Genomic DNA, 21,566 nt, shown 5'->3' with positions numbered 1-21,566 from the left:
TGGTGGCGGCACACTGGTAATCCTGGCCGTCATGAGTTGCGTTGAGGGGAATATGGGCCAAAGGCACTTGCGCGATAATCCATGGGAATGGATAAATGACTGTGAATTGAATTCACAGAAAGCGATGCCATGGACAATCGGGCGGGCGAAATGGAGGTGTTCGTCACGGCGGCGGAGGCAAAGAGTTTTTCGGCGGCGGGACGGCGGCTGAAACTATCACCATCGGCGGTCAGCAAGCTGGTCACCCGTATCGAGGACCGGCTCGGCACCCGCCTTCTGGTGCGCACCACCCGGTCGCTGCTTCTGACACCGGAAGGCGAAATCTATCTCGCCCGGGCGCAGCGGATCCTGGCGGATATTGCCGAGACGGAACAGATCGTCTCCGGCGGCGGGCTGGCAACGCCGCGCGGGCTTTTGCGGGTCAATGCCACCGTCGGCTTTGGCGAGCGCTACATCATCCCGCTGGCGGGCGAGTTCCTGGCGATGTATCCGGAGGTGCGGCTTGAACTGTCGCTGACGGACGGGGTCATCGACCTGATCGAGGAGCGTACCGATATCGCCATCCGCGTCGGGCCGATGCGGGATTCGAGCCTGAAGGCGCGAAAGCTTCTCGACAGTCACCGCATCACGGTGGCGACGCCCGACTATCTGGTACGCTTCGGCACGCCGCAGCGGCCGGATGATCTGGGTACGCATAATTGCATCACCTTCACCTTCGGCCGCAATCCCGGTGAGTGGCTGTTTCGCGATCCGCAGACCAGGGCGCTCTATACGCGCCCGGCGCCCGGCAATGTGCAGGCCTCCAGCGGCTCGATCGCCCGCAACCTGTGCCTGACGGGGCTCGGCATTGCCCGCATCGGCAAATTCGACGTCGATCCGGATATTGACAGTGGCAGGCTGGTGGAAGTGCTTGAGGATTACAATCCGCACGAACCGGAACAGGTGCACGCGGTTTTTGCAGGCCATGAGCATCTGGCGGCGCGCATCCGCGCCTTCATCGATTTTATTGCCGCAAAGATGGATTAGGAAATGCCCGGTGCCGGAACCGATTGGCCCAGCCCGTCCTGGCGAAGGAGAAAACCATGCGAGAGTTGATCCTGAAAATGTCCATGTCGCTCGACGGCTTTGTCAGCGGTCCTCATGGCGAGATCGAATGGATGTTCAGCGGCGACCAGGAGGCCATTGCCTGGAGCGTGGAGACGGTATCGAACGCCAGCCTGCATATCATGGGCAGCCGTACCTTCCAGGACATGGCCGCCTTTTGGCCGACCTCCACCGGCGTGTTCGCGCCGCCGATGAACCAGATTCCGAAGGCCGTCTTTTCAAGACAAGGGGCCGCGATCCTGAAGGCGGCGGCAAACACGCAATCCGGACAGTTACAGCCCGGCGCGGACAGTTGGGACGAGGCCATTGTGGCCAGCGGCGATCTGGCCGGCGACATCGCCAGGCTGAAGAGCGGCGACGGCAAGCCGATCATCGCCCACGGAGGCGTCGCCTTTGCGCGCAGCCTCATCGGCCGGGAGCTGGTCGATCAATACGCCTTGCTGGTGCATCCGGTGATCCTCGGCAAGGGCTTGCCGATCTTTTCTGATTTAGTCCTGCCAAGGCGCCTCAAACTGATCAGCGCAACAGCCTTTCCGGGAGGTTCGGTGGCGCAGATTTACCGGCCGGCGTGACCAGGTCTGCGAATGCCTTGCGTTGAGCGGCGGCCGAACGGATTGTTTGCCGGGCCCTGAAAGCTGTGGAGACCAACGGAGCCACAGGAAACAGGCAGGTATCGGGTGGCTGTTTCACCGCTTGACTGATCAGTTGGGTCTGGCAGTTTGGGAAGGCAGGCCCCACATGCTTCTTCCGACACTGCCCTGCCGAGACGAGATACTGATGCCTCAACCGCGAAAAATGTCTCTGACACCGGATATGGTGGCGCTTTGCCATCGCGATATCACCGATCCCGGCCCGGACGGACGATGGACCGCGATCAGCGACGGGCAATATCGCGATCTCGCCGTGGCACTTGAGCGGGAAAGCCATGGCGAGCCGCTTTGGGTGTTTGCCTATGGTTCGCTGATCTGGAAGCCGGAATTCGAAGCGACCGACCGGCAGCGGGCGACGGCCTTCGGTTGGCACCGGTCCTTCTGCCTGCATATCAACCGCTGGCGCGGCTCGCACGATCAGCCCGGGTTGATGATGGCGCTGGAGCGCGGCGGCCGCTGCGACGGGGTCATCTACCGGCTGCCGGACAACGACCGCGCCGCACAGATCGAACGCATGCTGCGCCGCGAAGTCAGCGCCGTCGAGAATATCGATGCCGTCCGGTGGATATCGGTCAAATCCGAAAGCGGCCCCTGCCGGGCTCTGGGTTTCTGGGTGGGGGCAACCGGCGAGCGGATCCGTTCCCGCCTGCCGCTGAACGAGGTGGCGGGCGTTCTGGCCCGGGCTTGCGGACATTTCGGTTCGGGTGCCGAATATCTCTACAACACCGTCTCGCATCTGGAGGATTTCGGCATTCACGACCGCAATCTCTGGCGCCTGCAGCAACTGGTGGCCGAGGAAATCACGTCGATCCATCGCCAGACCCTGGAGCCGCAGGCGCGCTGACAGTGTGAGGAGAGACCGGTCATGGCCGTGGATCAAGCCGAACTGCCCGTACTGGCTTTCGCAGATGCCGCCGAATGGGAAAGCTGGCTCGCCAGTCAGCCGCTGTCAGCGAGCGGGCTCTGGCTGAAATTTGCCAAGAAGGCGTCGGGCGTGTCCACCGTCTCCAAACCGGAGGCGATCGATTCAGCACTGTGCCATGGCTGGATCGACGGCCAGCTGAAACCGTTTGACGGCAATTACTGACTGATCCGCTTCACGCCACGGCGGCCGAAAGGCAAATGGTCAGCGATCAACTGCAAGCGGGCAGAGGCCCTGATCGAGGCGGGGCGCATGCGTCCGGCCGGCCTTGTGGAAATCGAACGGGCGAAGGCAGATGGACGTTGGGAGGCTGCCTATCAGTCCCAGAGCACCATCACTGTCCCGGATGATCTGCAGCAGGCGCTCGACGGAAACGAAGGTGCCAAAACCCTGTTCGGCACGCTGGACAGCGCCAACCGCTACGCCGTGCTCTACCGTGTCCATACCGCCAGGAAACCGGAAACCCGCGCGCGCATCATCGAAAGGCTGGTCGCCGTGCTTGGCCGTGGCGAAACCATCCATCCGCGGCGCGGTAAGCCCTGACGTTCAGTGCTCGGCGCGCTGCGTCCCATGGGCCCGCACGATCGCATCGGCCTCCTTGCCGTAGAGTTCTTCGAAATGATCGAAGGTCTTGGAGAAATAGCCGATGCCTTGCGTGGCCGAGCGCAGCGCGCGGGCCAGTTCGTCAAGTGCACCGCCGGGAACAAGGGCGCGAAAAATATCCCAGCCCTTGGCAGTCTCGTCCCGGTCGAAGCCGAGTACCTGGCCTTTCAAAGACGAAACGATCTGCACCAGATTGCCGGAATAGACCGAGGGAATGTGGATCTCGCTGCGGAACACCGGCTGCATCAAAACGGCCGCCCCTTCCGACAGAGCCTGCCGCACGCCCATTTTCGAGGCGGAGCGGAACGCATGTTCGGAACTGTCGACCGCATGATGCTGGCCGTCCGTCAGCGTCACGCCGACATCGATCACCGCAAAGCCGAGCGGGCCTTTCTCCATCGCCTCGCGGGCTCCGGCTTCGACGGCCGGGATATAGTTGCGCGGCACGACGCCGCCCTTGACGGTTTCGGTAAAGGAAAATCCCTGGCTGCGCCCATTCGGATGGATGGTCAGTTTCACATCGGCAAACTGTCCGGCACCACCGGTCTGCTTGCGGTGGCGGTAGTGGACTTCTGCCGGTTTCGAGATCGTCTCGCGATAGACCGGTGTCGGTGCGCGCTCGGTGGTGGTGACGTGAAAGACGTCGGACAGGGTGCGCAGCAGATCGCGCAGATGCACCGGCCCCTGGGCGCAGACCATCTGGGCGCCGGTCCCTTCCTCCTGCACGATCTTGAGGCTGCGATCGGTTTCCGACAGTTTTGCCAGCGTTTCCGAAAGCTTGTTCTCGTCGCGCTCGCTGCCGGGCACCAATATCCTTTCCAGCATCGGCGTCGGCGCTTGCGTCCATTCCGGTGCGGCAAGGGCGGCCTCATTGGTTAAAAGCGCCGGCACGGGCAGGTGATCGGATTTGACCGTCGCAAAGAGGTCGCCGGCCACCGGGGAAAACACCACATTGCCCTTGCCGTTGGCCGGATCCTGGACGGCCCCCAGCCCCGAGCCGCCGAGAGAGGCGCCTTGCTTGAACCCATCAGTCAGCGCGCGTGCCAAAACTGTCTTGCCGATGTTCTGGCGATGATAGGCGTGGAAGCTGACGGCCTTGAGTTTGCTCTTGTCGATCTTTCCGGCCATGGCAAGACGCTCGCGCAGCGCATCTACCGGCGGCGCCTCGTGGCGCAGCGCCTTCATCAGCCGCATCATGCCGTTACCATGGCTGGCAGCACCGATCAGCACCGGGATGATCCTGTTTTCGCGCAGTACCCGTGTGGCGATCGCGTAGAGCGCGTCGCTCGGCGGTTCGCGATCCTCGATCAGCTCTTCCAGCAGCCAGTCGTCGAACTCCGACAGATGTTCCAGAAGTTCGGTGCGCGCCTCATGCTCCCGCTCGGAGGTGCTGTCGGGAATGGCGATCAGTGCCGAGGTCTGGCCTTCGCGGTAGCGCCAGGCCCGCTCCGAAATCAGGTCGCAGCTGCCGACGATGCGGTCGCCTTCACGGATCGGGATCTGGCGCAGCAAAAGCGTGTGGCTGGCATAGTCCTGAAGGGCTGCGATCACGTCGCGCAACCGGCCCCTCGGCGCGTCCATCCGGTTGACGAACAGGATGCAGGGCGTGCCCGACGCTTCGATCATCCTGAGATAGTGGGCGGCAAGCACCGCTTCTTCCGGAACGGGCGAGACGCAGAGAATGCAGGCGTCGCTGGCCAGAAGCGCCTGCTGCGCATGGGCAAGCGCCTCGTTCAGCCCCGGCGTATCCAGCGCACACCAGGCTTCGGCGCAAAAGGTGAATTCCGTGAGGTTCAGTCCGTAGGGAGAGGTGGATTTTCTCGGGGTGCCCTCCAGCGCGCCGAGCTTTTCCACGATCGTCGATTTTCCGGTCTGCGACGGTCCAAGTACAGTAAAGCAGCGCATGGGCGGTCCTCCAACAGCCATAGGCACAATTCTCTGTGGTGACAGGATGCCCTTAACCGGGCCGGTGCGCCAGAGGGCTGTTTGTCAGCTTGGCGTGTAATTTTACCGGACACGTCATCGCGGCGCGCATGCCGGTGGGGAATCGGATAGACAGATTGTGATACGGGTTGACAACCCGGCGGCGACGAACCCTCGACTTCGAAGCTCGAACGCTTCGATCCGCTCTATTTCGAGGGAAGCCCCAGCGCCGTGTCGTTTCCGGGCGCCGGACTGGACGCCGCGATTGGCAAAAAAGCACCGAACTGGACAGGAGGCTTCATCAATGTGGTCGTCAATTTTTAAGATCAGCGCCGCAATCGCTTTTGCCACTCTGTCGATACCGGTCTTGGGCCATGCACAGGGGGCTGCGGTGACGGCCGAACAATCCGATCCGAAGGCGCTCGGCTGGATGCTCGGCGCGCCGCCGCCTGCCGAAAAGATCATCCGTTTTTCCGATCCGGATTATTTCAGCTTCCCGAAGATGCGCTGGACCGTCTGTCATTTCCGCCAGCTGATGCCGACGGTCGGCGTCAGCCGCGGGCTCGGCGCGCCACGCCCGCTGAAGCGGACGATCGACGCTGCAATCGATGGCCTGACGTTCACGCCATCGGCCGCGAGCACACCGATGACCTGGGCGCAGTCGCTGTCTGCCAATTATACCGATGGCATCGTCGTCCTGCATGAGGGCAAGGTTGTCTATGAGCGCTATTCCGGCTGCCTGGATGAGGCCGGCCAGCATGGGGCGATGTCGGTGACGAAATCGCTGACCGGGTTGCTCGGCGAAATGCTGGTGGCCGAAGGCAAGCTCGACGCAACGGCAAAGGTCGCCACCATCGTGCCGGAATTGGCAAAGAGCGCCTTTGGCGATGCGACGGTGCGCCAGGTGCTCGATATGACCACCGGCCTGCGCTACAGCGAGGATTATGCCGACCCCGATGCCGATGTCTGGACCTATTCGGCCGCCGGAAATCCGCTGCCGAAGCCGGCCGATTATAAAGGCCCGCAAAGTTATTACGACTATCTGCAGACCGTCGCCAAACAGGGCGAACACGGCGCCGCCTTCGGCTACAAGACGATCAACACCGATGCGCTCGGGTGGATCATTGCGCGCGTCAGCGGCAAGTCGGTTGCCGATCTCTTGTCGGAGCGCATCTGGAGCAGGATAGGTGCCGAGCAGGATGCCTATTACACGGTCGATTCGACCGGTACGCCTTTTGCCGGCGGCGGTCTGAACGCCGGTTTGCGCGACATGGCCCGGGTCGGTCAACTGCTGCTTGACGATGGCGTCGTGGGCGAAAAACGGCTGGTGCCGGAAGCGGCCATCCAGAGTATCGGCGGCGGTGGCGACAAGGCGGCATTCGAAAAGGCCGGCTATGCCAATCTTCCCGGCTGGAGCTATCGCGGCATGTGGTGGGTGTCGCACAATGCGCACGGCGCTTACATGGCGCGCGGCGTGCACGGCCAGTCGATCTATATCGACCCGGCGGCGCGCATGGTCATTGCCCGCTTCTCCTCGCACCCGACAGCCGGCAACGCCGCCAACGACCCGACCACGCTGCCGGCCTTCGAGGCGGTTGCCGAACATCTGATGAAAAAGCCGTAGTCCTCGGGTGGGCGGTTGATTGCTACCGCTTGACCGCCACCACGAACAGGCGCGGGAATTTCAGCAGAACCCGTCCATCCGCAAGCGGCGGATAGGCCTCGCGGATGCGCCGGAGATAGGCAGCCAGATAGGCTTCGCGCGCATCGGCGGGCAGCGCATCGAGATAGGGGCGAAGGCCGGTGCCCTTGACCCATTCGACGATGGCTTCGGCGTTTGCCAGCCGGTGATAGTAGATCGTGTGCCAGACATCGATCTTGATGCAGTTCGATTCCAGCCGGTCGAGATAGGTCGATGGCGCGGGCAGGGCGGCGCGCCGCTCACCGCCATCCGGATAATATTGCGAGAAACGCGGGTCTTCCGCCAGCTCCCGCATCGAAACATGCGACGGCTCGTTGAGATTATCGGGCATCTGCACGGCAATCGTGCCGCCGGGGATCAGTTGCCCCATCAGCCGCTCGATGGTGCTCAGATGATCCGGCAGCCATTGAAACACGGCATTGGCAAACAGCAGCACGGCGGGCTTCGGCGGCGCCCATTGTGTCAGGTCGCCCTTCTCGAAGCGCGTATTGGTCATGCGCTTGCGCGCCGCCACCAGCATGTTTTCGTCGCTGTCGATACCGGTCAGGATATAGGCGGGGAAACGGTCGTGGATCAGCTCGGTCGAATTGCCGGGGCCGCAGCCGAGATCGTAGAGCGCACCGTCCGGCAGGTTTGGGATCTGGTCGAGCAGGTCGCGGGCCGGCCGGGTGCGCTCGTCCTCGAATTTCATATATTGTTCGGCAGACCAAGACATGACGTGTCCTTTGAGTGTTAGAGCAGTTCCAGCAAAAGTGCGGAGCGGTTTTGCGTCCGGAAATGCGTAAAAACAAAAATACTCTAGAGACTTTCCAGCGACGGCAGGATCAGCGACGGGCCGAAATCGGCATATTCGTCGGGCATGTTGGCCCGGTTGATCCAGACGGTGCGGAAGCCGAATTTGGTGGCGCCGGCAATGTCCCAGCGGTTGGACGACTGGAACGAGACGGCATCGGGATAAAGCCGGTAAGTGGTCGTCACCATATCGTAGACCGCAGGCGCGGTCTTGAAGGCTTTCACCGTCTCGACCGAAAAGATGTCGTCGATGATCAGATCGAGACCGGCTTTCTTCACCGCCGATTGCAGCATTTGCGGCGTGCCGTTCGACAGGATGGCGATGCGGGCGCCGCGATCCTTCAGATGTTTTAAGACACTTGGCACTTCCGGATAGCAATCGAGATGCCAGTAGGCATCGAGCAAGGCGGCCTTGAGCTTTTTATCGGCCGAGGGAAACCGCGCAAAGGCATAGTCCAGCGCCTGTTCGGTCAGCGTCCAGAAATCGGTATATGTGCCCATCAGCGTGCGGATCCAGGAATATTCCAGCTGCTTGGCCCGCCAGAGATCGGAAAAGGCTTGGCCGTCAGGCCCCATCGCGCCCGCATGCCTGCGCACCGCCGCGTGCACGTCGAACAGCGTGCCATAGGCATCGAACACATAGGCCGCATGAGACATCGAATTCTCCCGTCATTCCCTTGGCACTCCTCTCCTTCAATACACGAAACAGAGCTGTCAGCGCCTTGATTGATCGCGTTTTTTCGCCTGGCCGTGCCCTTGGGCTTGCGGCATCACGCAATCACCGCTTCCATACGGTTCTCTGCCGGGATCATGTCAAAGATTTGTGCGCCGCACAATGTTTCTTGGCGCAACCGGGGTTTCCCGGCGCAATCGGGATCAACTCTTTGCGGGTTTCCACACCTTGGCGGGAAACCGCAGCGCCTGTTTGGCAAGCCGCCCCTTCAGACCGAGCGCCGCGTCGCAAAGCCCGGTGACATGCCGGTTCGGTTTGGCCTCCGGCCTCAGCCCATGCAAAGCCGCCGCCGCATCCTCCGGCTCCATATAGCGGGCAAGGATGCCGAGCGTCAGCGCCGTCGAGCGGCCGATGCCGCGCAGGCAGTGGATGAGCAGACGCGCGTCCTGCGGCAGGGTGTCGATGAAGACAAAGGCCTGTTCGATATCGGCGGACTTGGCCGCATCCGCTTCATCCGGATCGGTGGCGTCGCCGAACAGCAATTCGAGATGCCGCCCGGCCGGAAGGTCGATCATCGACAGAAGTTTGGTGCCCGGCGCCCGGATCGAGATCAGATGGCTCGGCGCCCACACGGCCTTGTTATGCCGCGCCTGGGTCTGCGATGAAACGATCACCCGCACCGGCCAGCCGTTCGGATGCCCCGCATTGGCCGAAAGCAAAGGCGCATAAAGCGCATCCGCCCGCTTCTCCTGCCTTTCCGCCGCCACTGCCATCGGTCGCCTCATGATTCCGTTGCCGTCAGGCTTGAAAATACCAGCGACAGCGGGGTTGGGGGAAGAGGCGTTTTGACGAATGCAACCCGGCGGGATGTTGCGGCTATTTTGCCGCTTGCAAGATTGCAGCGTGCTGGTGTCGCTCTATCGCATGGGCCTGATCTCCACCCAAGACGGCGGCAAGACCTTCGCCTACCGCCGGGCGGCGTGAGCCGGGGTGGCGCTCCCTCTTCTCCTGCAAAGGTGGCCGACAGGCCGGATGAGGGGGCGGCACGCTCTGAAATTGTAAGGAAACCCCCTCATCGCCTCGCATGCGCTCGGCACTTCTCCGCGCTGGGGAGAAGAGGGAGAATGCCGAGATCGTCTTTGATCCATCAAGTCCACAGCCTTGCGGCTCATGAACACGGCGCACTGGATTCTGCGAAAAGCCCCGAAATGACGCAGGGCCAAGCGGCTCGGCCCGCCCCTTATTTCTTCTTCTTGGCGGCAGCTTTCTTCACCGGCTTTTCTTCAGCCTGTTCCTGGCCGAGCCGCAGGGCTTTCAGCATCGCGGTCTTCTTGGTTCGGGCCACCAGTTCCTGGTTGATGATGTTGAGGGCGGCCGCGGACGTTTCGTCCGGGCTGCGCCGTACGGTTACTTTGTCAGGAGTTTTGACGTCGGTTTTATCGGCCAATGGAATGAACTCGCTTTGAAACGTTGACGGGGCAAAGGCGGGAGATCGCTCTCCCGCCCGGGACGACTGAACCTTGAGCGATGTTTAAAACACCGCGAGGTATTTCAGAAGTGAAATAACGCCGATGATGATCACGATGATCTGGACGATCTGCTTGGCGCGGCCGTCGATCGGCAGGCGCGCAACGAGATACAAAACAAGTACGATGACGAGAAACGTGATCAGAATACTGATCAGCATGGATGAAGCCATTTATCCCACTCCTAAAAAGAACGACGCATTGCGCGGTATGACGTGAAATAGGGCGGCGATGGCTAAAGGGAAGCTGCCCCGGCAGAATATAATCGCCAGATGATATGCAGAAGCCTTGCGGCGGCGCTCTGGTTGCGGCGGTGAACCGTCGTGCTGCGCGCCATCGCAGCCACACCGGACGGCCGTGCCTCAGAACCGCGTGATGACGCTGATCCCCAGGTCCTGCGCAGTTTTTGCGGGTTGAGCTTGCCGGTCTCAAGCATCGCCATCATCGCGTCGTAGCGCCAGGCCTGCATGCCGTGGCTGCCGTAGATTTCCAGCTCGTGGCCAATCACCTGGCCCATAGGGATCTGCGGGCTGGCATGCTCGCCGAGCATCAACCCGACCTGCACATGGCGGCCGCGGCGGCGGAGATTCTTGATCGAATTGAAGCAGGTGACGGGAGACCCCAGCGCATCGATCGACACATGCGCGCCGCCCTTGGTGATCTCGCGCACGGCTTCGGCCACATCGCCGGTGACGCTGCCGTCGATGGTGGCGACGGCGCCGATCTCGCGGGCAAAGGAGAGCTTCGTCTCGGAAATATCGATCGCGATGACATTGGCGCCGAGCGCGGTTGCGATCATGATCGCCGACAGACCGACGCCGCCGCAGCCATGCACCGCCACCCATTCACCGCCGCGCACCCGGCCCTGATCGACGATGGCCCGGAACGAGGTGGCGAACCGGCAGCCGAGGCTGGCGGCGGTGGCATAGTCCAGATTTTCGGGAAGATGCACGAGGTTCTGGTCGGCAAAATCGATCGCGACATATTCGGCAAACGAGCCCCAATGGGTAAAGCCCGGCTGGAACTGGTTGGCGCAGACCTGCTGATTGCCGGAATGGCACTCGCCGCAGCGGCCGCAGCCGGAGACGAACGGCACGGTCACCCGGTCGCCCACCTTGTAGCGCAGCACGCCCTTGCCGGTGGCGGCGACCGTGCCCGCCAGTTCGTGGCCCGGCACATGCGGCAGGTTGATATCGGGATCATGCCCCATCCAGCCGTGCCAGTCGCTGCGGCAAAGCCCGGTCGCCTCGACCTTGATGACGACGCCATCGGCGCTCGGCGTCGGGTCCGGCAGCACGCGGATGTCGGGCGTCTTGCCGAAGGCGTCGTAATACATGGCTTTCATCGGTGCGGTCCTTTATATGACAGTGGATGCGGACGGTTGAACCTATCGTGAGATCATGCCGCGTAAACCCCCCTCTGTCACTTCGTGACATCTCCCCCCACAAGGGGGAGATCATTCGCTTTCCTCATCGGTTTCAACGTAAGGGAGGCGCAAATGGGGCCGGTCAATCTCCCCCCTTGTGGGGGAGATGTCACGGAGTGACAGAGGGGGTAAACTCTCCTCAAGGATTTGGCCAGAGAGCAGCAGCGATTGCCGCCATGACTTTTTTTGATGTACCTATTTACCCCACTTCTCGATTTTCCGGTTATGCCGGGTCAAACAAAGACAAACAGGAGACCGTCATGGCCGTCGATACGTCCGCGCGCAGCACCACCTTTACCTATGTCGATGGCGAATGGCTTTCCGGCAATCCGCCGCTGATCGGCCCGACCTCGCATGCCATGTGGCTGGGCTCGACGGTGTTCGACGGCGCCCGCTGGTTCGACGGCATCGCGCCGGATCTCGACCTGCATTGCCAGCGCGTCAACCGCTCGGCGCTGGCGCTGGGCTTGAAGCCGGTGGTGGTGGCAGAGGATATCGAGGCGCTGGCCTGGGAAGGCGTCAAGAAATTCGACGGCCAGACCGCGATCTACATCAAGCCGATGTATTGGGGCGAACACGGCATGCCCGGCAGCGTCGTTGCCGTCGATCCCGATTCGACCCGGTTTGCGCTCTGCCTGTTCGAAGCGCCGATGGGCGAAGGCCCCGGCGGCCAGTCGCTGACCATCTCGCCCTTCCGCCGCCCGACGATCGAGTGCATGCCGACCGACGCCAAGGCCGGCTGCCTCTATCCCAACAATGGCCGCATCCTGATCGAGGCCCGCAGCCGCGGCTTCTCCAATGCGCTGGTGCGCGACATGCTCGGCAATATCGCCGAGACCGGCTCGTCCAACGTCTTCATGGTCAAGGACGGCGTCGTCTTCACGCCCGCCTCCAACAAGACTTTTCTCGCCGGTATCACCCGCTTGCGCGTGATGACCCTGCTGCGCGACGCCGGCTTCGACGTGGTCGAGACGACGCTGACGCTGTCCGATTTCGAGACCGCCGACGAAATCTTCACCTCCGGCAACTATTCCAAGGTCGTCCCCGTCACCAAACTCGAAGACCGCGACCTGCAGCCCGGCCCGATCGCCGCCAAGGCCAAGGACCTCTATATGGACTGGGCCCATTCATCGGCGTCGGATTTGTAAGGATGTTGCAGTCAGCCATCCTCGCCGCAAGCGGATGGCTGAGCTGTCGGCTGTGGGGCCGGCGGCTTTTGTGGCCCAACGCGATCGTCGGCCGGAACTCCCGGCCGACCAATTCGTTGCGCTTTCGCAGCAAACGCTTGTCCTCTGGTGGCGCAGCATGTCATGAGGACGCCTTTCTCCGGAGACTGGCAGATGACCGAAAACATATTGGCTGGACGGCCCTGGAAAGAATTGGCGTTGATTGCCTCGCTTTTCCTGGCGGCACCGGCCCATGCGACGCCGGTGCTGGTCGTCGATGCCGATAGTCAGCAGGTGCTCTACCAGGAGGATGCCGGGGTGCCCTGGTATCCGGCCTCGACGACCAAGCTGATGACGGCGTTCGTGGTGTTTGAGGCCCTGCGCTCTGGTGAGGTGACGCTGACAACACCCGTCACCATGACCCGCAACGCCACGAAACAGGCCTTTCTCGAATCCGGTCTGACCTTCGGGCGGACGATGACGCTCGAAGACGCGCTGTTTGCCATGATCGCCGCATCGGCAAACGATGTCGCTGTTGCTCTTTCTGAAGCGGTGGCGCCCGACGAAACGTCTTTTGTGCGGAAAATGAATGAAGCGGCAATCCGTCTTGGGCTGACGGGCACGCATTTTTCCAATCCGAACGGCCTGTTCGACAAGACCAATTATACGACGGCGCGCGATCTCGCGATCCTGGGCATGGAAGTGGACCGGCTGTTTCCGGAATATCGCCGCTTCTTCCTGGCCTCGGCCGTCACCATCGACGGCAAGGAGATCAAGTCCAACAATCTGCTCTTGACCCGCTTTTCAGGCACGATCGGCATGAAGACCGGTTTTCTCTGTGCCTCCGGCCGCAATATCGTCGGGCTGGCCACGCGCAATGGAAAACGCGTGATGGTGGTGGTTTTGGGCGCGACCACGGAGCGCGAACGCAACGAGCGCTCGGCGCAATATCTGACACAGGCCTTCGAGGGCCGCTTGCCATCCAAGGCAGGGCTTGTCACTCATCTGCAAAACCGCACCGACGTCGCGCCGCAGGATATGCGCATTCGCCTCTGCACCGGTGAGAGCGCTGCCTACGAGGCCAGCCGCGACGCACTCTACCCGATGGGTCTACCAGGCAATAAGAGCTATCTGGGCGATGAGATCCCCGGCCAGGTGCACGCCATCAGCACGAGGCCGAATGAAGCCCTGTCCGACGTCCCGCTCCCGGTTCGGCGCCCGTCATAACCCGGTGACCAACCGGCGCTATCGGTTAAGGCCGATGGCCGCGATTGGCGATAAACGGGCATCGCTGTGCCGAAAAGTCTCCATTTCGCATGTGAGGCACGCCGATGACGGGTTGAGATGACACCCGGCAATGGCTATCTGGTGCAAAACCCCAAGCGAACATCCGCAAGCAACAAGGCGTATCCCGGCATGACCCCAGAATTCCTCGTCACCCATTCCGGTGGCTTCCATGCTGACGAATTGTTGTCGAGCGTCATCCTCACGAGGCTTTTCCCTCAGGCGCGGATCGTGCGCAGCCGTTCGCCGGAATGGATTTCGCCCGGCGGCGACCGGATCATCTATGATGTCGGCGGCGCCTATGATGCGCAAGCGCGCATCTTCGACCACCATCAGCGCGGTGCGCCGCTGCGTGACGACAGCCAGCCCTACAGTTCGTTCGGATTGATCTGGAAGCATTATGGCCGCGACTATCTCGTCGCGTCGGGTGTTCCCGAGGCGCATGCCGCCGATATCCATGCGTCGTTCGATGCCAGCTTCGTGCTGCCGGTCGATCTTGTCGACAATGGTGCCCTCAGCCCGTCGGTTGCCGGGCTTTTGGGTGGGCTGACCCTGCCAGTGCTGCTGGAAACCCTGAAACCTGTTTTCGACGAAACCGATCCAGAAGCCGACGACCGTGCTTTCCACAACGCGCTCACCATTGCTCGCGCCTTCGTCGAGGCTAGGATTGCCAAAAGTGCTGCCAAACTGCGCGCCGAGGCGCTGGTGCATCAGGCGATCGTCGATGCGGGTGAGGGCCGTATTCTGGAATTGCCGATGGGTATGCCGTTCCGTCCGGCCGTCGTCAAGGCGGGCGCCGATCACCTGCTGTTCGTCGTCCATCCGCGCGACAAGGATTGGTGCCTGACCACCATCCGCCGCGCCGACGAAGGTTTTGAGGTCCGGGCCGACCTGCCTGCCGCCTGGGCCGGGCTTACCAATGACGATCTGGAGGCGGCATCCGGGGTGAAGGGCGCAAGCTTCTGCCATAACGGCCGCTTCGTTGCCGCCGCCAGGACGCGTGAGGCGGCGCTTGCCATGGCCGAACTGGCGGTGAAGGAAGCCATCGCCACGGGTCTCGGACGGGCGGAAGCGGCGGAGTAAGGCACGGGCGACGCCGGGGCATCGGCCGAAGTCAACGTCCCGGTTATTTCGTCTTCGCCTTTGCGACCGGCGTTGCAGCATCCGTCACCAGCGCGAACGCCGTCATTTCTTCCGGGGTCAGATAATACAGCCGGTCCGGTGGTGTCTCCATCGCATGCAGCCAAAGGCCGGATTTGATGCCCATCTCCTCCAGATGGCGGCTGACATCGGCCGTGGTCCGTTGAGCGTCCGACATCGCCTGTTCGGGCGAGAGTTTTTCCTTCGAGCCGTTGAAGATCTGGTGAACGCCGATCACGGCGCCTTTTTCGGCCTCACGGGAAACGCCGCCGGCCATGACGATCGGGCAGGAGGAGGCGCAGAGGGCGCCGGTGGCCACCCGTGTGCCGAGCTTCTTCTCGCGGATCAGCTTCGACATGGCCAGCGCATCGCCGACCGCCCCGCCCGGGGAGTTGAGCAGCACCGTCTTCACATATTCGCCGCGCGCCTCGATCTCGCTGGCAAAACGCGCCGCAGCCCCCGGCTCGATCGAGCCTTCGGCCGACAGGATACCGCCCGGCTTGAGTTCGAAGCGGATCGCCTGCTTCAGCGTGCTTGGGTCAGTGGTAATGTCGGAGGGGGCGTTTTGCGGTTCGCCTTCGGTGAGCGCCGGAGGCAGCACCGGTGCCGCTTGCGGCTGCATCGGGTCGAAGCCGGGATGGGCCTGGTTGGCCGTGTTCAGCTCGTTCCAGTCGATGACGATGAACACCAGCGAGGTGACCACCAGTCCGTGAAAGAAATGGCGCATCAGCATGCCGTCATCGGCCGAAAGCAGATAGGTTTTCAGCCGCTGCCCGAACCCTTGCAGACGGGTCGTCGCGTTCATTTGCGCGGACCTTTGCCGGAGAGGTCGAGATTGGTGATGTTGGATTGTTCTCTTGCCTCCGCCTCGCTGATTGCCGTCTGGATATCGAAGCCGCTACGCTGCAACGCCTTTTGCACCTCCAGCGCTTCCAGCAGTTCGGCAGCGGTGATCCGTTCGGCAAAGGGCAGGCTCTGTTCCTGCCGGCGCAGCGCGCCATGGGCGATCGACAGCATGAAGACGAGGACGGCAGGTAGAAGATCGATGGCGATGGCGCCGGCCCAGCTCGGGATGAAATCCGAGGCGTAGCGCAGCACGGCGGCGGCCGACGACAGCGGCACGAAGCGGCGTTCGCCGACCGGCTCGCGGGTGAGGATCTGGTCGGCCGCTTCCGAAAGGACCTTGGATTGCGCGGCAACCGAGGTGCGGATGGTTTCCATCACCTGATCCTGCCGGTTGGCCAGATCGGCCTCAAGGCCGCTGGCGACCGGGGCGATGAAGCCGAGCGACAGGTCTTCGGCCGCGCGCTTGACGGAGGCGGCGATTGACGTCTGCTCCAGCGCCGTGATCGTGCCGGTCAGCGCCACGGCTTCGGCGGCAAACTGGTCGGCGCGCGGATCGATGGCGCCGGGGGCGGAAACGAGGCCGCGCATGGTGGCAAGATGGGCACGGCCTTCGTCGAACAATGTGGTGACGCGTTCGCGCGAGGCGGTAATGCCGGTTTCGAGCTCGTTCAGTTGCGCTGCCATCTGGCCGAGCAGCTGCACGACGCTGCCGGCGCCTGTGGTGCCGGTCAGGGCGCCGCTTTCGCGTTCCTGATCAGACAAGCGCTGGAAACGTTCGGAGGCGCGCTGGATATCCGGCAGCAGGCTTTGGGCGGCCAGGGCATTCTGATGGGCGCGGTCGAGATCGGCGGTGTAGTCCTCCACCGTTTCGGCCAGGTGCTGTTCAAGGGCCGCCGAGCCCGCAAGGGCAGCGGCATTCAGCCAGCTCGCCATGGCGATGATCATTAGGCAGCCGAGCGCCATGATGCCGAGCATCGCGGTCCGGGCCGCAGCGCCGATGATGTGCGGATAAAACCGCGCCATATAGGTCCAGAACGCATAGATCGCCACGGACACGGCACAGGAATAGATCAGCGCCGCGAAGAACACCGCCGTCGCCGAACCATCGAGGATGGAGCGGACCCCGAGATAGGTATAGACCCCCGATGCCAGCGCCAGCGTGGCAAGGGCGAAACGGGTCATGGTCTCGACGGCCTCGATACCGTCCTGCAAGCGATGCGATGCGCCAAGCGCCATGGTGTTTCTCCGGCTGAGGTGGCTTAACAAACCCTTAAAATACCGGCGAAATCAAGGCTGTCTGCGCGCTGGCCGTTTCTGGTCTCACGCGGGCAGGGCGCCCGAGCCGGAACCCGCGCGGCGGTGCATGATAAACGCCTGAAGACAGATGCCGAGCAGGAAGATCACCGCCCAGATGGCGGTAACCGTCTGGACCGGCGGCGAATCCGGGCCGGCGCCGATCGGGCTGGAGGGCGGCAGGCGCGACAGGGTTTCGTTGATGCCCGGGATCATCAAGAGAAAGAAGGTGAACGACATCGACAGCGCCTGCAGGTAGCGATTGAGGCGGCCGAACCAGCCGAGCTGGGCGATGACGATGGAAAAGATCACCGCCAGCATGGCAATGATGCCGATCGCGTGGCCCGCATTGAAGCCGCCGGTGCTCGACAGGCCGAACGAGGTGATGGCGGAGAGGAACAGCGTAATGATGTAGATCCGGCCGGAATTGGATTTCGGAACGATGGCGGCATATTTCGAAAAGGAATAGAGCCCCGCGACAATGGGCACGACGCTGATGATGGTATGGATGATACCAAGCGTGGACAATGGATTGGCCATGGAAAATCCCCCTGAATGATGAATATCGATGCGCAGAAAAATGAGCCGTTTCGCCGTCCGTTAAGACCGGGCGGACAGGCGCCGGGCGGCTGCGGACTTATGGGATTTTGATATGTTCATCGAGCCAGCGCAATCGAAATCCTATGCCGTTTCGCCGTAAATGGGAACGCGCCGGACAGCCACGTTTTTTCTAAGGTTTGCCGGCCTGCAAGACCAACCGGAAAGGATTTCGTTCAATGCTGTATGGTCGTGGTGCGGTTCTTTTACATCAGTATCAAAGGCGCAGCGATGCCGCCGCTGCTCCTCTTGCCGTCACCCCTGCAACGACGGGGCGGGAGGACGCAGCCATGTTGCTGCGGCTGTGCATCGTGGCGGTTCTGGCGGTCGGCGCTACCGCCGCCGTCATTGCTTTTGCCCAGTAGAAAAAGCAGGCGCGCCCATCTTGGCACGCCACCGTTGTTAGACCGCCGCCAAAACCTCAAGTGCAGCCTTTACCCGTGCCCGGTCGGCCTGCGAAAGCGGGCGGATCGGCAGCGGCGGATCGTGGGGGCTGAGGTCCAGGAGGTTGGCGATCGCATGAACGGTGCGGTAGCTGCTGAGGTCGCGAAACAGTGTCCAGAGCGGCTCGAACAGCGCGTTGATGCGCTGAACTTCAGCGCCGTCACCGGCTTGGGCTGCCCGCATCAGCTTGACGGAGGGTTCCGGCAATATCCCGGCGACGACGCTGTACCAGGTCACGCCGCCTGCAAGGATCGCGTCTGCAACCAGCCAGTCGCCGCTATAGCCGACGGCAAACCCGGCGGGAACGGCAGACATGGTTGCCTGATGGGCTGCCGTGATGTCTGCGGCCGGCAGAGCCGGGTTCTTGACGGCTGCGATGTTGGGGATGGCCGAGAGGCGCGACAACAGCGATTGGCTGATGGTAAAATGCGTCGTGCCCGGATTGTTGTAGATGCAGAGCGGCAATGGCGTGGCCGCAGCGACCGCGGAAAAATGCTCGAACACCTCATCGTCGCCGAGCGGCGTGTAGGAGACCGGCGCCAGCAAAAGCCCCTGTGCGCCTGCATCGCGGGCGTCCTGTGCAAGCGCCACCGCCTCGTCGGTCCGCAACGCCCCGACGCCGACGATGACCGGCATGCGGCCGGAAAGGCAATCGGCGGCCGCCTCGATGGCGCAGCGTTTTTCCGCCCGGTCGAGATACATATAGGAGCCGGTGCTGCCCAAAAGACCGATGGAACCGGCACCTGCGGCGTCAATGCGCTTGAGCAGGCCGTTCAAGGCGCCGGTATCGACGCGGCCAGCCGCGTCGCATGGGGTGATCGGGAAGGCGGACAGGCCATGAAACAGCATATCGGGTCTCTGTGCTGGAGGAAGCATGTCCGCAAGCTGTGACCGTCCGGCCGTTGGAGGTCAATGCCCGGATTGTCCCGGTGTCATTTTGACGGCGCCATTCGCCGGATATCATTTTGCTTTGGCTTTCAACATAGCTTCGGTCAGTTCGCCACCCAGCTCGACGGTCTTGGTCTGCTTGTTGTAGACGCAGATCTGCGTGATCGTTCCCTTGGCGCCCTTCGGCTTGCCGCTGATGAGCGCCAGGCCGAAGCTTTCGGAGCCGAACGGATCGACGACAGCCTTCGGCTTGTCGATCGATCCGGCTGCCGCCTTCAGGCATTTCGCCGAGACGTCGGCCCGCATCGCGGCCCATGCATCATCCGACGACGCGGTGGCGACGGATGGCAAAAGGCCCAAGGCGAGAAGGGCGATCACGGCGGTGCGATGGTGAAAAGACATCTGATTTCCTTGCGTTATGGCGTATATTTGGGATGACGACCCTGCGAGACGATCATGTCCATTCTGTGCCCGGCCATCCCTGTGGAACATTCCGGCGGTGAAAGTATTTTCCATACCTGTGGCGAAATTTGGCATGGCGGCGGTTGCCTGTTGCGGCGGTGGTCCCTATGTTCCGCCTCACAGATTTCTTTCATGAATTCCAACCCGGCTTTCATGGACCCCGCCAACAAGAGGAGATACCATCATGGCTTTCGAATTGCCGAACCTGCCTTACGACTACGACGCGCTCGCCCCCTACATGTCGCGCGAAACGCTCGAGTATCACCATGACAAGCATCACCTGGCTTACGTGACCAACGGCAACAAGCTGGCTGAAGAAGCCGGTCTCTCCGGCCTGTCGCTGGAAGAAGTCGTCAAGAAGTCCTACGGCACCAACCAGCCGCTGTTCAACAATGCCGGCCAGCATTACAACCACCTTCATTTCTGGAAGTGGATGAAAAAGGGCGGCGGCGGCACGCAGCTGCCGGCCAAGCTCGACGCAGCCATCAAGTCGGATCTCGGCGGCTACGACAAGTTCCGCGCCGATTTCATCGCAGCCGGTACCGGCCAGTTCGGTTCGGGCTGGGCGTGGCTTTCCGTCAAGGGCGGTAAGCTTGAAATCTCGAAAACCCCGAACGGCGAAAATCCGCTGGTCCACGGCGCATCGCCGATCCTCGGCGTTGATGTCTGGGAACATTCCTACTATATCGACTACCGCAACGCCCGTCCGAAGTACCTCGAAGCCTTCGTCGACAGCCTGATCAACTGGGATTACGTGCTCGAGCTTTACGAAGCCGCTGCGTAAGCCGCATTTCATCGGATTGCAGATTTGCACCCGGCGCCGAAAAGCGCCGGGTGTTTTCGTTTGGGCAAAGGCCTTTCGCCGCTTGTGGCCGCCCTTTTTGACCGGCAAATGTCACGCAGTTGTTACAAGCCGGTTCTAGGCAGGCGCCATGCAAAAAGACACCGATACACCCATCCTCCGCTTCGGTATCATCGCCGATCCGCAATATGCCGATATCCCGCCGCACGAGGCGATGAACCGCCATTATGCCCGCAGCCTCGCCAAGCTCACCGAGGCGATCACTGTCTTCAACGCGGCGGAACTGGATTTCGTCATGACGCTCGGCGATATCATCGATCGCGACTGGAACAGTTTCGACGACATCATGCCGATCTATCAGACGTCGCGCCACAAGACGCTGTTCCTGCTCGGCAATCATGATTTCGCCGTGGCACGGGAACATCTGGGCGCTGTTTCCGAACGGCTCGGCATGCCCGGCCGCTACCATGATTTTGCCGTCGGAAAATGGCGCTTCGCCGTGCTCGACGGCAGCGATGTCAGCACCTTTTCCGCCGCGCCGGATGATCCGCGCACGGCGCTGGCAGCCGAACGGCTGGCCGCGCTTGCGGCCGGAGGTGCGATCAACGCGCAGACCTGGAATGGCTCGCTCAGCGAGGCGCAATTTGAGTGGCTGACGCGGGTCATGGAAAAGGCGCAGGCCAATGGCGAGGCCGTTCTCGTTCTTGGCCACTACCCGGTCTTTCCGGAAAATAGCCACAACATGTGGGACAGCCAGCGCATCATCGATATGCTGACGGGTTTTTCCTGCTTCCGCGGCTATTTCTGCGGCCATAACCATGAGGGCAATTTCGGCGAGATCGACGGTCGCCCGTTCGTGACGTTCAAGGGCATGGTCGACACGCCGGACGAAACCACCTTTGCGATCGTCACGGTTTTTGCCGACCGGATCGGGATCGAAGGATTTGGACGGGAAGTGAGCCGGGTGATGCGGATCGGCGCATAGGCAGCGCCGTGTTGCCGGCCTCGACTAAATTTTCCGGCAAATGAGCCGATTTGCCGACTTGTGCGTTTAGCCTGGGTCCAATTCATCCCAGGAGGCTACCGTGGCAACCACTTTTGATATTTCCGGCCTGTCCGAACAGGAACTGACCGCCCTTATCGACGAGGCAACCAGCCTTCGCCAGACACTGAGCGACAGCCGCGAACATGAACGCGCGACGGCCGCCGACGGCTCGAAAGGCCAGGACGTCAACGATCCCAATCACGGCGCGATCACCGCGCCAACCCCGCGCGCAGTCAAGGAAGAGGGCCCGGCGCACGGCGCAACGAAGTAACATTCCT

25 protein-coding genes are annotated in these 21,566 nt (G+C 62.1%); 13 read left to right on the top strand and 12 right to left on the bottom strand.

The genetic code is table 11. From position 1 onward, the window contains the following. Window positions 1–129: 129 nt before the first annotated feature. The 5 genes from ACP7E6_RS05520 to ACP7E6_RS05500 all read left to right on the top strand — a co-directional run bounded on the left by ACP7E6_RS05520 (window position 130) and on the right by ACP7E6_RS05500 (window position 3,219). The gene (locus ACP7E6_RS05520; RefSeq protein ID WP_426228719.1) at window positions 130–1,026 is read left to right on the top strand and encodes a LysR family transcriptional regulator; all 897 of its coding nucleotides are present in this window, start codon (window positions 130–132) and stop codon (window positions 1,024–1,026) included. A gap of 56 nt (window positions 1,027–1,082) precedes the next feature. After that, window positions 1,083–1,676: a dihydrofolate reductase family protein gene (locus ACP7E6_RS05515; protein WP_426228717.1), complete on the top strand. Its 594-nt coding sequence runs from the start codon at window positions 1,083–1,085 to the stop codon at window positions 1,674–1,676. A gap of 205 nt (window positions 1,677–1,881) precedes the next feature. Continuing rightward, a complete protein-coding gene (locus tag ACP7E6_RS05510) occupies window positions 1,882–2,598 on the top strand; it encodes a gamma-glutamylcyclotransferase (protein ID WP_426228715.1) in 717 nt (238 codons plus the stop codon). Between the two features lie 21 nt (window positions 2,599–2,619). Further along, window positions 2,620–2,841, top strand: a complete 222-nt coding sequence (locus tag ACP7E6_RS05505; protein ID WP_426228713.1) for a YdeI/OmpD-associated family protein — start codon at window positions 2,620–2,622, stop codon at window positions 2,839–2,841. 87 nt (window positions 2,842–2,928) lie between these two features. Further along, the gene (locus ACP7E6_RS05500) at window positions 2,929–3,219 is read left to right on the top strand and encodes a YdeI/OmpD-associated family protein (RefSeq protein ID WP_426228711.1); all 291 of its coding nucleotides are present in this window, start codon (window positions 2,929–2,931) and stop codon (window positions 3,217–3,219) included. 3 nt (window positions 3,220–3,222) lie between these two features. Here ACP7E6_RS05500 and ACP7E6_RS05495 read toward each other — a convergent pair whose 3' ends face one another. Next, window positions 3,223–5,184, bottom strand: a complete 1,962-nt coding sequence (locus tag ACP7E6_RS05495; protein ID WP_426228709.1) for an elongation factor G — start codon at window positions 5,182–5,184, stop codon at window positions 3,223–3,225. 448 nt (window positions 5,185–5,632) lie between these two features. On the opposite strand from ACP7E6_RS05495, the gene ACP7E6_RS05490 reads away from it, so the two are divergent. Beyond that, window positions 5,633–6,826, top strand: coding sequence for a serine hydrolase domain-containing protein (locus ACP7E6_RS05490; RefSeq protein ID WP_426229420.1), 1,194 nt, complete (start codon window positions 5,633–5,635; stop codon window positions 6,824–6,826). A gap of 22 nt (window positions 6,827–6,848) precedes the next feature. Here ACP7E6_RS05490 and tam read toward each other — a convergent pair whose 3' ends face one another. The 6 genes from tam to ACP7E6_RS05460 form a co-directional block, all read right to left on the bottom strand. After that, window positions 6,849–7,619, bottom strand: coding sequence for a trans-aconitate 2-methyltransferase (gene tam / locus ACP7E6_RS05485; RefSeq protein ID WP_426228707.1), 771 nt, complete (start codon window positions 7,617–7,619; stop codon window positions 6,849–6,851). 83 nt (window positions 7,620–7,702) lie between these two features. Continuing rightward, window positions 7,703–8,353 carry a haloacid dehalogenase type II gene (locus ACP7E6_RS05480; protein ID WP_426228705.1) on the bottom strand — a complete coding sequence of 217 codons (651 nt, stop codon included), beginning with the start codon at window positions 8,351–8,353 and terminating at the stop codon, window positions 7,703–7,705. Between the two features lie 219 nt (window positions 8,354–8,572). After that, a complete protein-coding gene (locus ACP7E6_RS05475) occupies window positions 8,573–9,142 on the bottom strand; it encodes a phosphatase (RefSeq protein ID WP_426228703.1) in 570 nt (189 codons plus the stop codon). Between the two features lie 467 nt (window positions 9,143–9,609). Continuing rightward, a complete protein-coding gene (locus tag ACP7E6_RS05470; protein WP_426228702.1) occupies window positions 9,610–9,816 on the bottom strand; it encodes a hypothetical protein in 207 nt (68 codons plus the stop codon). An 84-nt stretch (window positions 9,817–9,900) separates the two neighbouring features. Next, a complete protein-coding gene (locus ACP7E6_RS05465) occupies window positions 9,901–10,068 on the bottom strand; it encodes a Thivi_2564 family membrane protein (RefSeq protein ID WP_426228700.1) in 168 nt (55 codons plus the stop codon). 62 nt (window positions 10,069–10,130) lie between these two features. Further along, complete coding sequence (locus tag ACP7E6_RS05460) at window positions 10,131–11,240, bottom strand: zinc-dependent alcohol dehydrogenase family protein (protein ID WP_426228698.1); 1,110 nt, start codon at window positions 11,238–11,240, stop codon at window positions 10,131–10,133. A 341-nt stretch (window positions 11,241–11,581) separates the two neighbouring features. Between ACP7E6_RS05460 and ACP7E6_RS05455 the strand changes: the two genes are divergently transcribed. The 3 genes from ACP7E6_RS05455 (at window position 11,582) to ACP7E6_RS05445 (ending at window position 14,854) form a co-directional block, all read left to right on the top strand. Then, window positions 11,582–12,469: a branched-chain amino acid aminotransferase gene (locus tag ACP7E6_RS05455; RefSeq protein WP_426228697.1), complete on the top strand. Its 888-nt coding sequence runs from the start codon at window positions 11,582–11,584 to the stop codon at window positions 12,467–12,469. A 192-nt stretch (window positions 12,470–12,661) separates the two neighbouring features. Beyond that, window positions 12,662–13,714: a D-alanyl-D-alanine carboxypeptidase family protein gene (locus tag ACP7E6_RS05450; RefSeq protein WP_426228695.1), complete on the top strand. Its 1,053-nt coding sequence runs from the start codon at window positions 12,662–12,664 to the stop codon at window positions 13,712–13,714. Window positions 13,715–13,903: 189 nt separating this feature from the next. After that, window positions 13,904–14,854 (top strand): MYG1 family protein, encoded by a 951-nt coding sequence (locus tag ACP7E6_RS05445; RefSeq protein ID WP_426229419.1) that lies wholly within the window; start codon window positions 13,904–13,906, stop codon window positions 14,852–14,854. 43 nt (window positions 14,855–14,897) lie between these two features. On the opposite strand, the gene ACP7E6_RS05440 is transcribed toward ACP7E6_RS05445, so the two are convergent. The 3 genes from ACP7E6_RS05440 to ACP7E6_RS05430 all read right to left on the bottom strand — a co-directional run bounded on the left by ACP7E6_RS05440 (window position 14,898) and on the right by ACP7E6_RS05430 (window position 17,590). Continuing rightward, window positions 14,898–15,716 carry a hypothetical protein gene (locus tag ACP7E6_RS05440; RefSeq protein WP_426228693.1) on the bottom strand — a complete coding sequence of 273 codons (819 nt, stop codon included), beginning with the start codon at window positions 15,714–15,716 and terminating at the stop codon, window positions 14,898–14,900. Then, window positions 15,713–16,993 (bottom strand): hypothetical protein, encoded by a 1,281-nt coding sequence (locus tag ACP7E6_RS05435; RefSeq protein ID WP_426123569.1) that lies wholly within the window; start codon window positions 16,991–16,993, stop codon window positions 15,713–15,715. The genes ACP7E6_RS05440 and ACP7E6_RS05435 overlap by 4 nt, the downstream gene beginning before the upstream one ends. A gap of 84 nt (window positions 16,994–17,077) precedes the next feature. Beyond that, window positions 17,078–17,590 (bottom strand): hypothetical protein, encoded by a 513-nt coding sequence (locus tag ACP7E6_RS05430; protein ID WP_426228691.1) that lies wholly within the window; start codon window positions 17,588–17,590, stop codon window positions 17,078–17,080. A gap of 236 nt (window positions 17,591–17,826) precedes the next feature. Here ACP7E6_RS05430 and ACP7E6_RS05425 point away from each other — a divergent pair, with 236 nt between their 5' ends. Beyond that, a complete protein-coding gene (locus ACP7E6_RS05425; protein WP_426228690.1) occupies window positions 17,827–18,012 on the top strand; it encodes a hypothetical protein in 186 nt (61 codons plus the stop codon). 37 nt (window positions 18,013–18,049) lie between these two features. Here ACP7E6_RS05425 and ACP7E6_RS05420 read toward each other — a convergent pair whose 3' ends face one another. Next, window positions 18,050–18,940, bottom strand: coding sequence for a dihydrodipicolinate synthase family protein (locus ACP7E6_RS05420; RefSeq protein WP_426228688.1), 891 nt, complete (start codon window positions 18,938–18,940; stop codon window positions 18,050–18,052). A gap of 111 nt (window positions 18,941–19,051) precedes the next feature. After that, entirely contained in the window at window positions 19,052–19,381 is a 330-nt protein-coding gene (locus ACP7E6_RS05415; protein ID WP_426228686.1) for a hypothetical protein, read from the bottom strand. 244 nt (window positions 19,382–19,625) lie between these two features. Between ACP7E6_RS05415 and ACP7E6_RS05410 the strand changes: the two genes are divergently transcribed. The 3 genes from ACP7E6_RS05410 (at window position 19,626) to ACP7E6_RS05400 (ending at window position 21,559) form a co-directional block, all read left to right on the top strand. Beyond that, complete coding sequence (locus tag ACP7E6_RS05410; RefSeq protein WP_113242939.1) at window positions 19,626–20,225, top strand: superoxide dismutase; 600 nt, start codon at window positions 19,626–19,628, stop codon at window positions 20,223–20,225. Between the two features lie 148 nt (window positions 20,226–20,373). Next, window positions 20,374–21,228, top strand: a complete 855-nt coding sequence (locus ACP7E6_RS05405) for a metallophosphoesterase (RefSeq protein WP_426228684.1) — start codon at window positions 20,374–20,376, stop codon at window positions 21,226–21,228. A 100-nt stretch (window positions 21,229–21,328) separates the two neighbouring features. Continuing rightward, entirely contained in the window at window positions 21,329–21,559 is a 231-nt protein-coding gene (locus tag ACP7E6_RS05400; protein WP_426228682.1) for a hypothetical protein, read from the top strand. Window positions 21,560–21,566: the final 7 nt, after the last annotated feature.

Origin of the sequence: Pararhizobium sp. DWP3-4 (genome assembly GCF_049898205.1) — a bacterium.
In the GTDB taxonomy this organism is placed as follows: Bacteria; Pseudomonadota; Alphaproteobacteria; order Rhizobiales; family Rhizobiaceae; genus Pararhizobium.
The sequence above is the reverse complement of the archived record's forward strand: the minus strand, read 5'-3'. Positions and strand labels throughout refer to the sequence as shown.

Bases quoted from the DNA above. Each gene is read 5' to 3' on its own strand.
- ACP7E6_RS05520 (WP_426228719.1), top strand. From the start codon at position 130: ATGGACAATCGGGCGGGCGAAATGGAGGTGTTCGTCACGGCGGCGGAG.
- ACP7E6_RS05515 (WP_426228717.1), top strand. From the start codon at position 1,083: ATGCGAGAGTTGATCCTGAAAATGTCCATGTCGCTCGACGGCTTTGTC.
- ACP7E6_RS05510 (WP_426228715.1), top strand. From the start codon at position 1,882: ATGCCTCAACCGCGAAAAATGTCTCTGACACCGGATATGGTGGCGCTT.
- ACP7E6_RS05505 (WP_426228713.1), top strand. From the start codon at position 2,620: ATGGCCGTGGATCAAGCCGAACTGCCCGTACTGGCTTTCGCAGATGCC.
- ACP7E6_RS05500 (WP_426228711.1), top strand. From the start codon at position 2,929: ATGCGTCCGGCCGGCCTTGTGGAAATCGAACGGGCGAAGGCAGATGGA.
- ACP7E6_RS05495 (WP_426228709.1), bottom strand. From the start codon at position 5,184: ATGCGCTGCTTTACTGTACTTGGACCGTCGCAGACCGGAAAATCGACG.
- ACP7E6_RS05490 (WP_426229420.1), top strand. From the start codon at position 5,633: ATGCTCGGCGCGCCGCCGCCTGCCGAAAAGATCATCCGTTTTTCCGAT.
- tam (WP_426228707.1), bottom strand. From the start codon at position 7,619: ATGTCTTGGTCTGCCGAACAATATATGAAATTCGAGGACGAGCGCACC.
- ACP7E6_RS05480 (WP_426228705.1), bottom strand. From the start codon at position 8,353: ATGTCTCATGCGGCCTATGTGTTCGATGCCTATGGCACGCTGTTCGAC.
- ACP7E6_RS05475 (WP_426228703.1), bottom strand. From the start codon at position 9,142: ATGGCAGTGGCGGCGGAAAGGCAGGAGAAGCGGGCGGATGCGCTTTAT.
- ACP7E6_RS05465 (WP_426228700.1), bottom strand. From the start codon at position 10,068: ATGGCTTCATCCATGCTGATCAGTATTCTGATCACGTTTCTCGTCATC.
- ACP7E6_RS05460 (WP_426228698.1), bottom strand. From the start codon at position 11,240: ATGAAAGCCATGTATTACGACGCCTTCGGCAAGACGCCCGACATCCGC.
- ACP7E6_RS05455 (WP_426228697.1), top strand. From the start codon at position 11,582: ATGGCCGTCGATACGTCCGCGCGCAGCACCACCTTTACCTATGTCGAT.
- ACP7E6_RS05450 (WP_426228695.1), top strand. From the start codon at position 12,662: ATGACCGAAAACATATTGGCTGGACGGCCCTGGAAAGAATTGGCGTTG.
- ACP7E6_RS05445 (WP_426229419.1), top strand. From the start codon at position 13,904: ATGACCCCAGAATTCCTCGTCACCCATTCCGGTGGCTTCCATGCTGAC.
- ACP7E6_RS05440 (WP_426228693.1), bottom strand. From the start codon at position 15,716: ATGAACGCGACGACCCGTCTGCAAGGGTTCGGGCAGCGGCTGAAAACC.
- ACP7E6_RS05435 (WP_426123569.1), bottom strand. From the start codon at position 16,993: ATGGCGCTTGGCGCATCGCATCGCTTGCAGGACGGTATCGAGGCCGTC.
- ACP7E6_RS05430 (WP_426228691.1), bottom strand. From the start codon at position 17,590: ATGGCCAATCCATTGTCCACGCTTGGTATCATCCATACCATCATCAGC.
- ACP7E6_RS05425 (WP_426228690.1), top strand. From the start codon at position 17,827: ATGCTGTATGGTCGTGGTGCGGTTCTTTTACATCAGTATCAAAGGCGC.
- ACP7E6_RS05420 (WP_426228688.1), bottom strand. From the start codon at position 18,940: ATGCTGTTTCATGGCCTGTCCGCCTTCCCGATCACCCCATGCGACGCG.
- ACP7E6_RS05415 (WP_426228686.1), bottom strand. From the start codon at position 19,381: ATGTCTTTTCACCATCGCACCGCCGTGATCGCCCTTCTCGCCTTGGGC.
- ACP7E6_RS05410 (WP_113242939.1), top strand. From the start codon at position 19,626: ATGGCTTTCGAATTGCCGAACCTGCCTTACGACTACGACGCGCTCGCC.
- ACP7E6_RS05405 (WP_426228684.1), top strand. From the start codon at position 20,374: ATGCAAAAAGACACCGATACACCCATCCTCCGCTTCGGTATCATCGCC.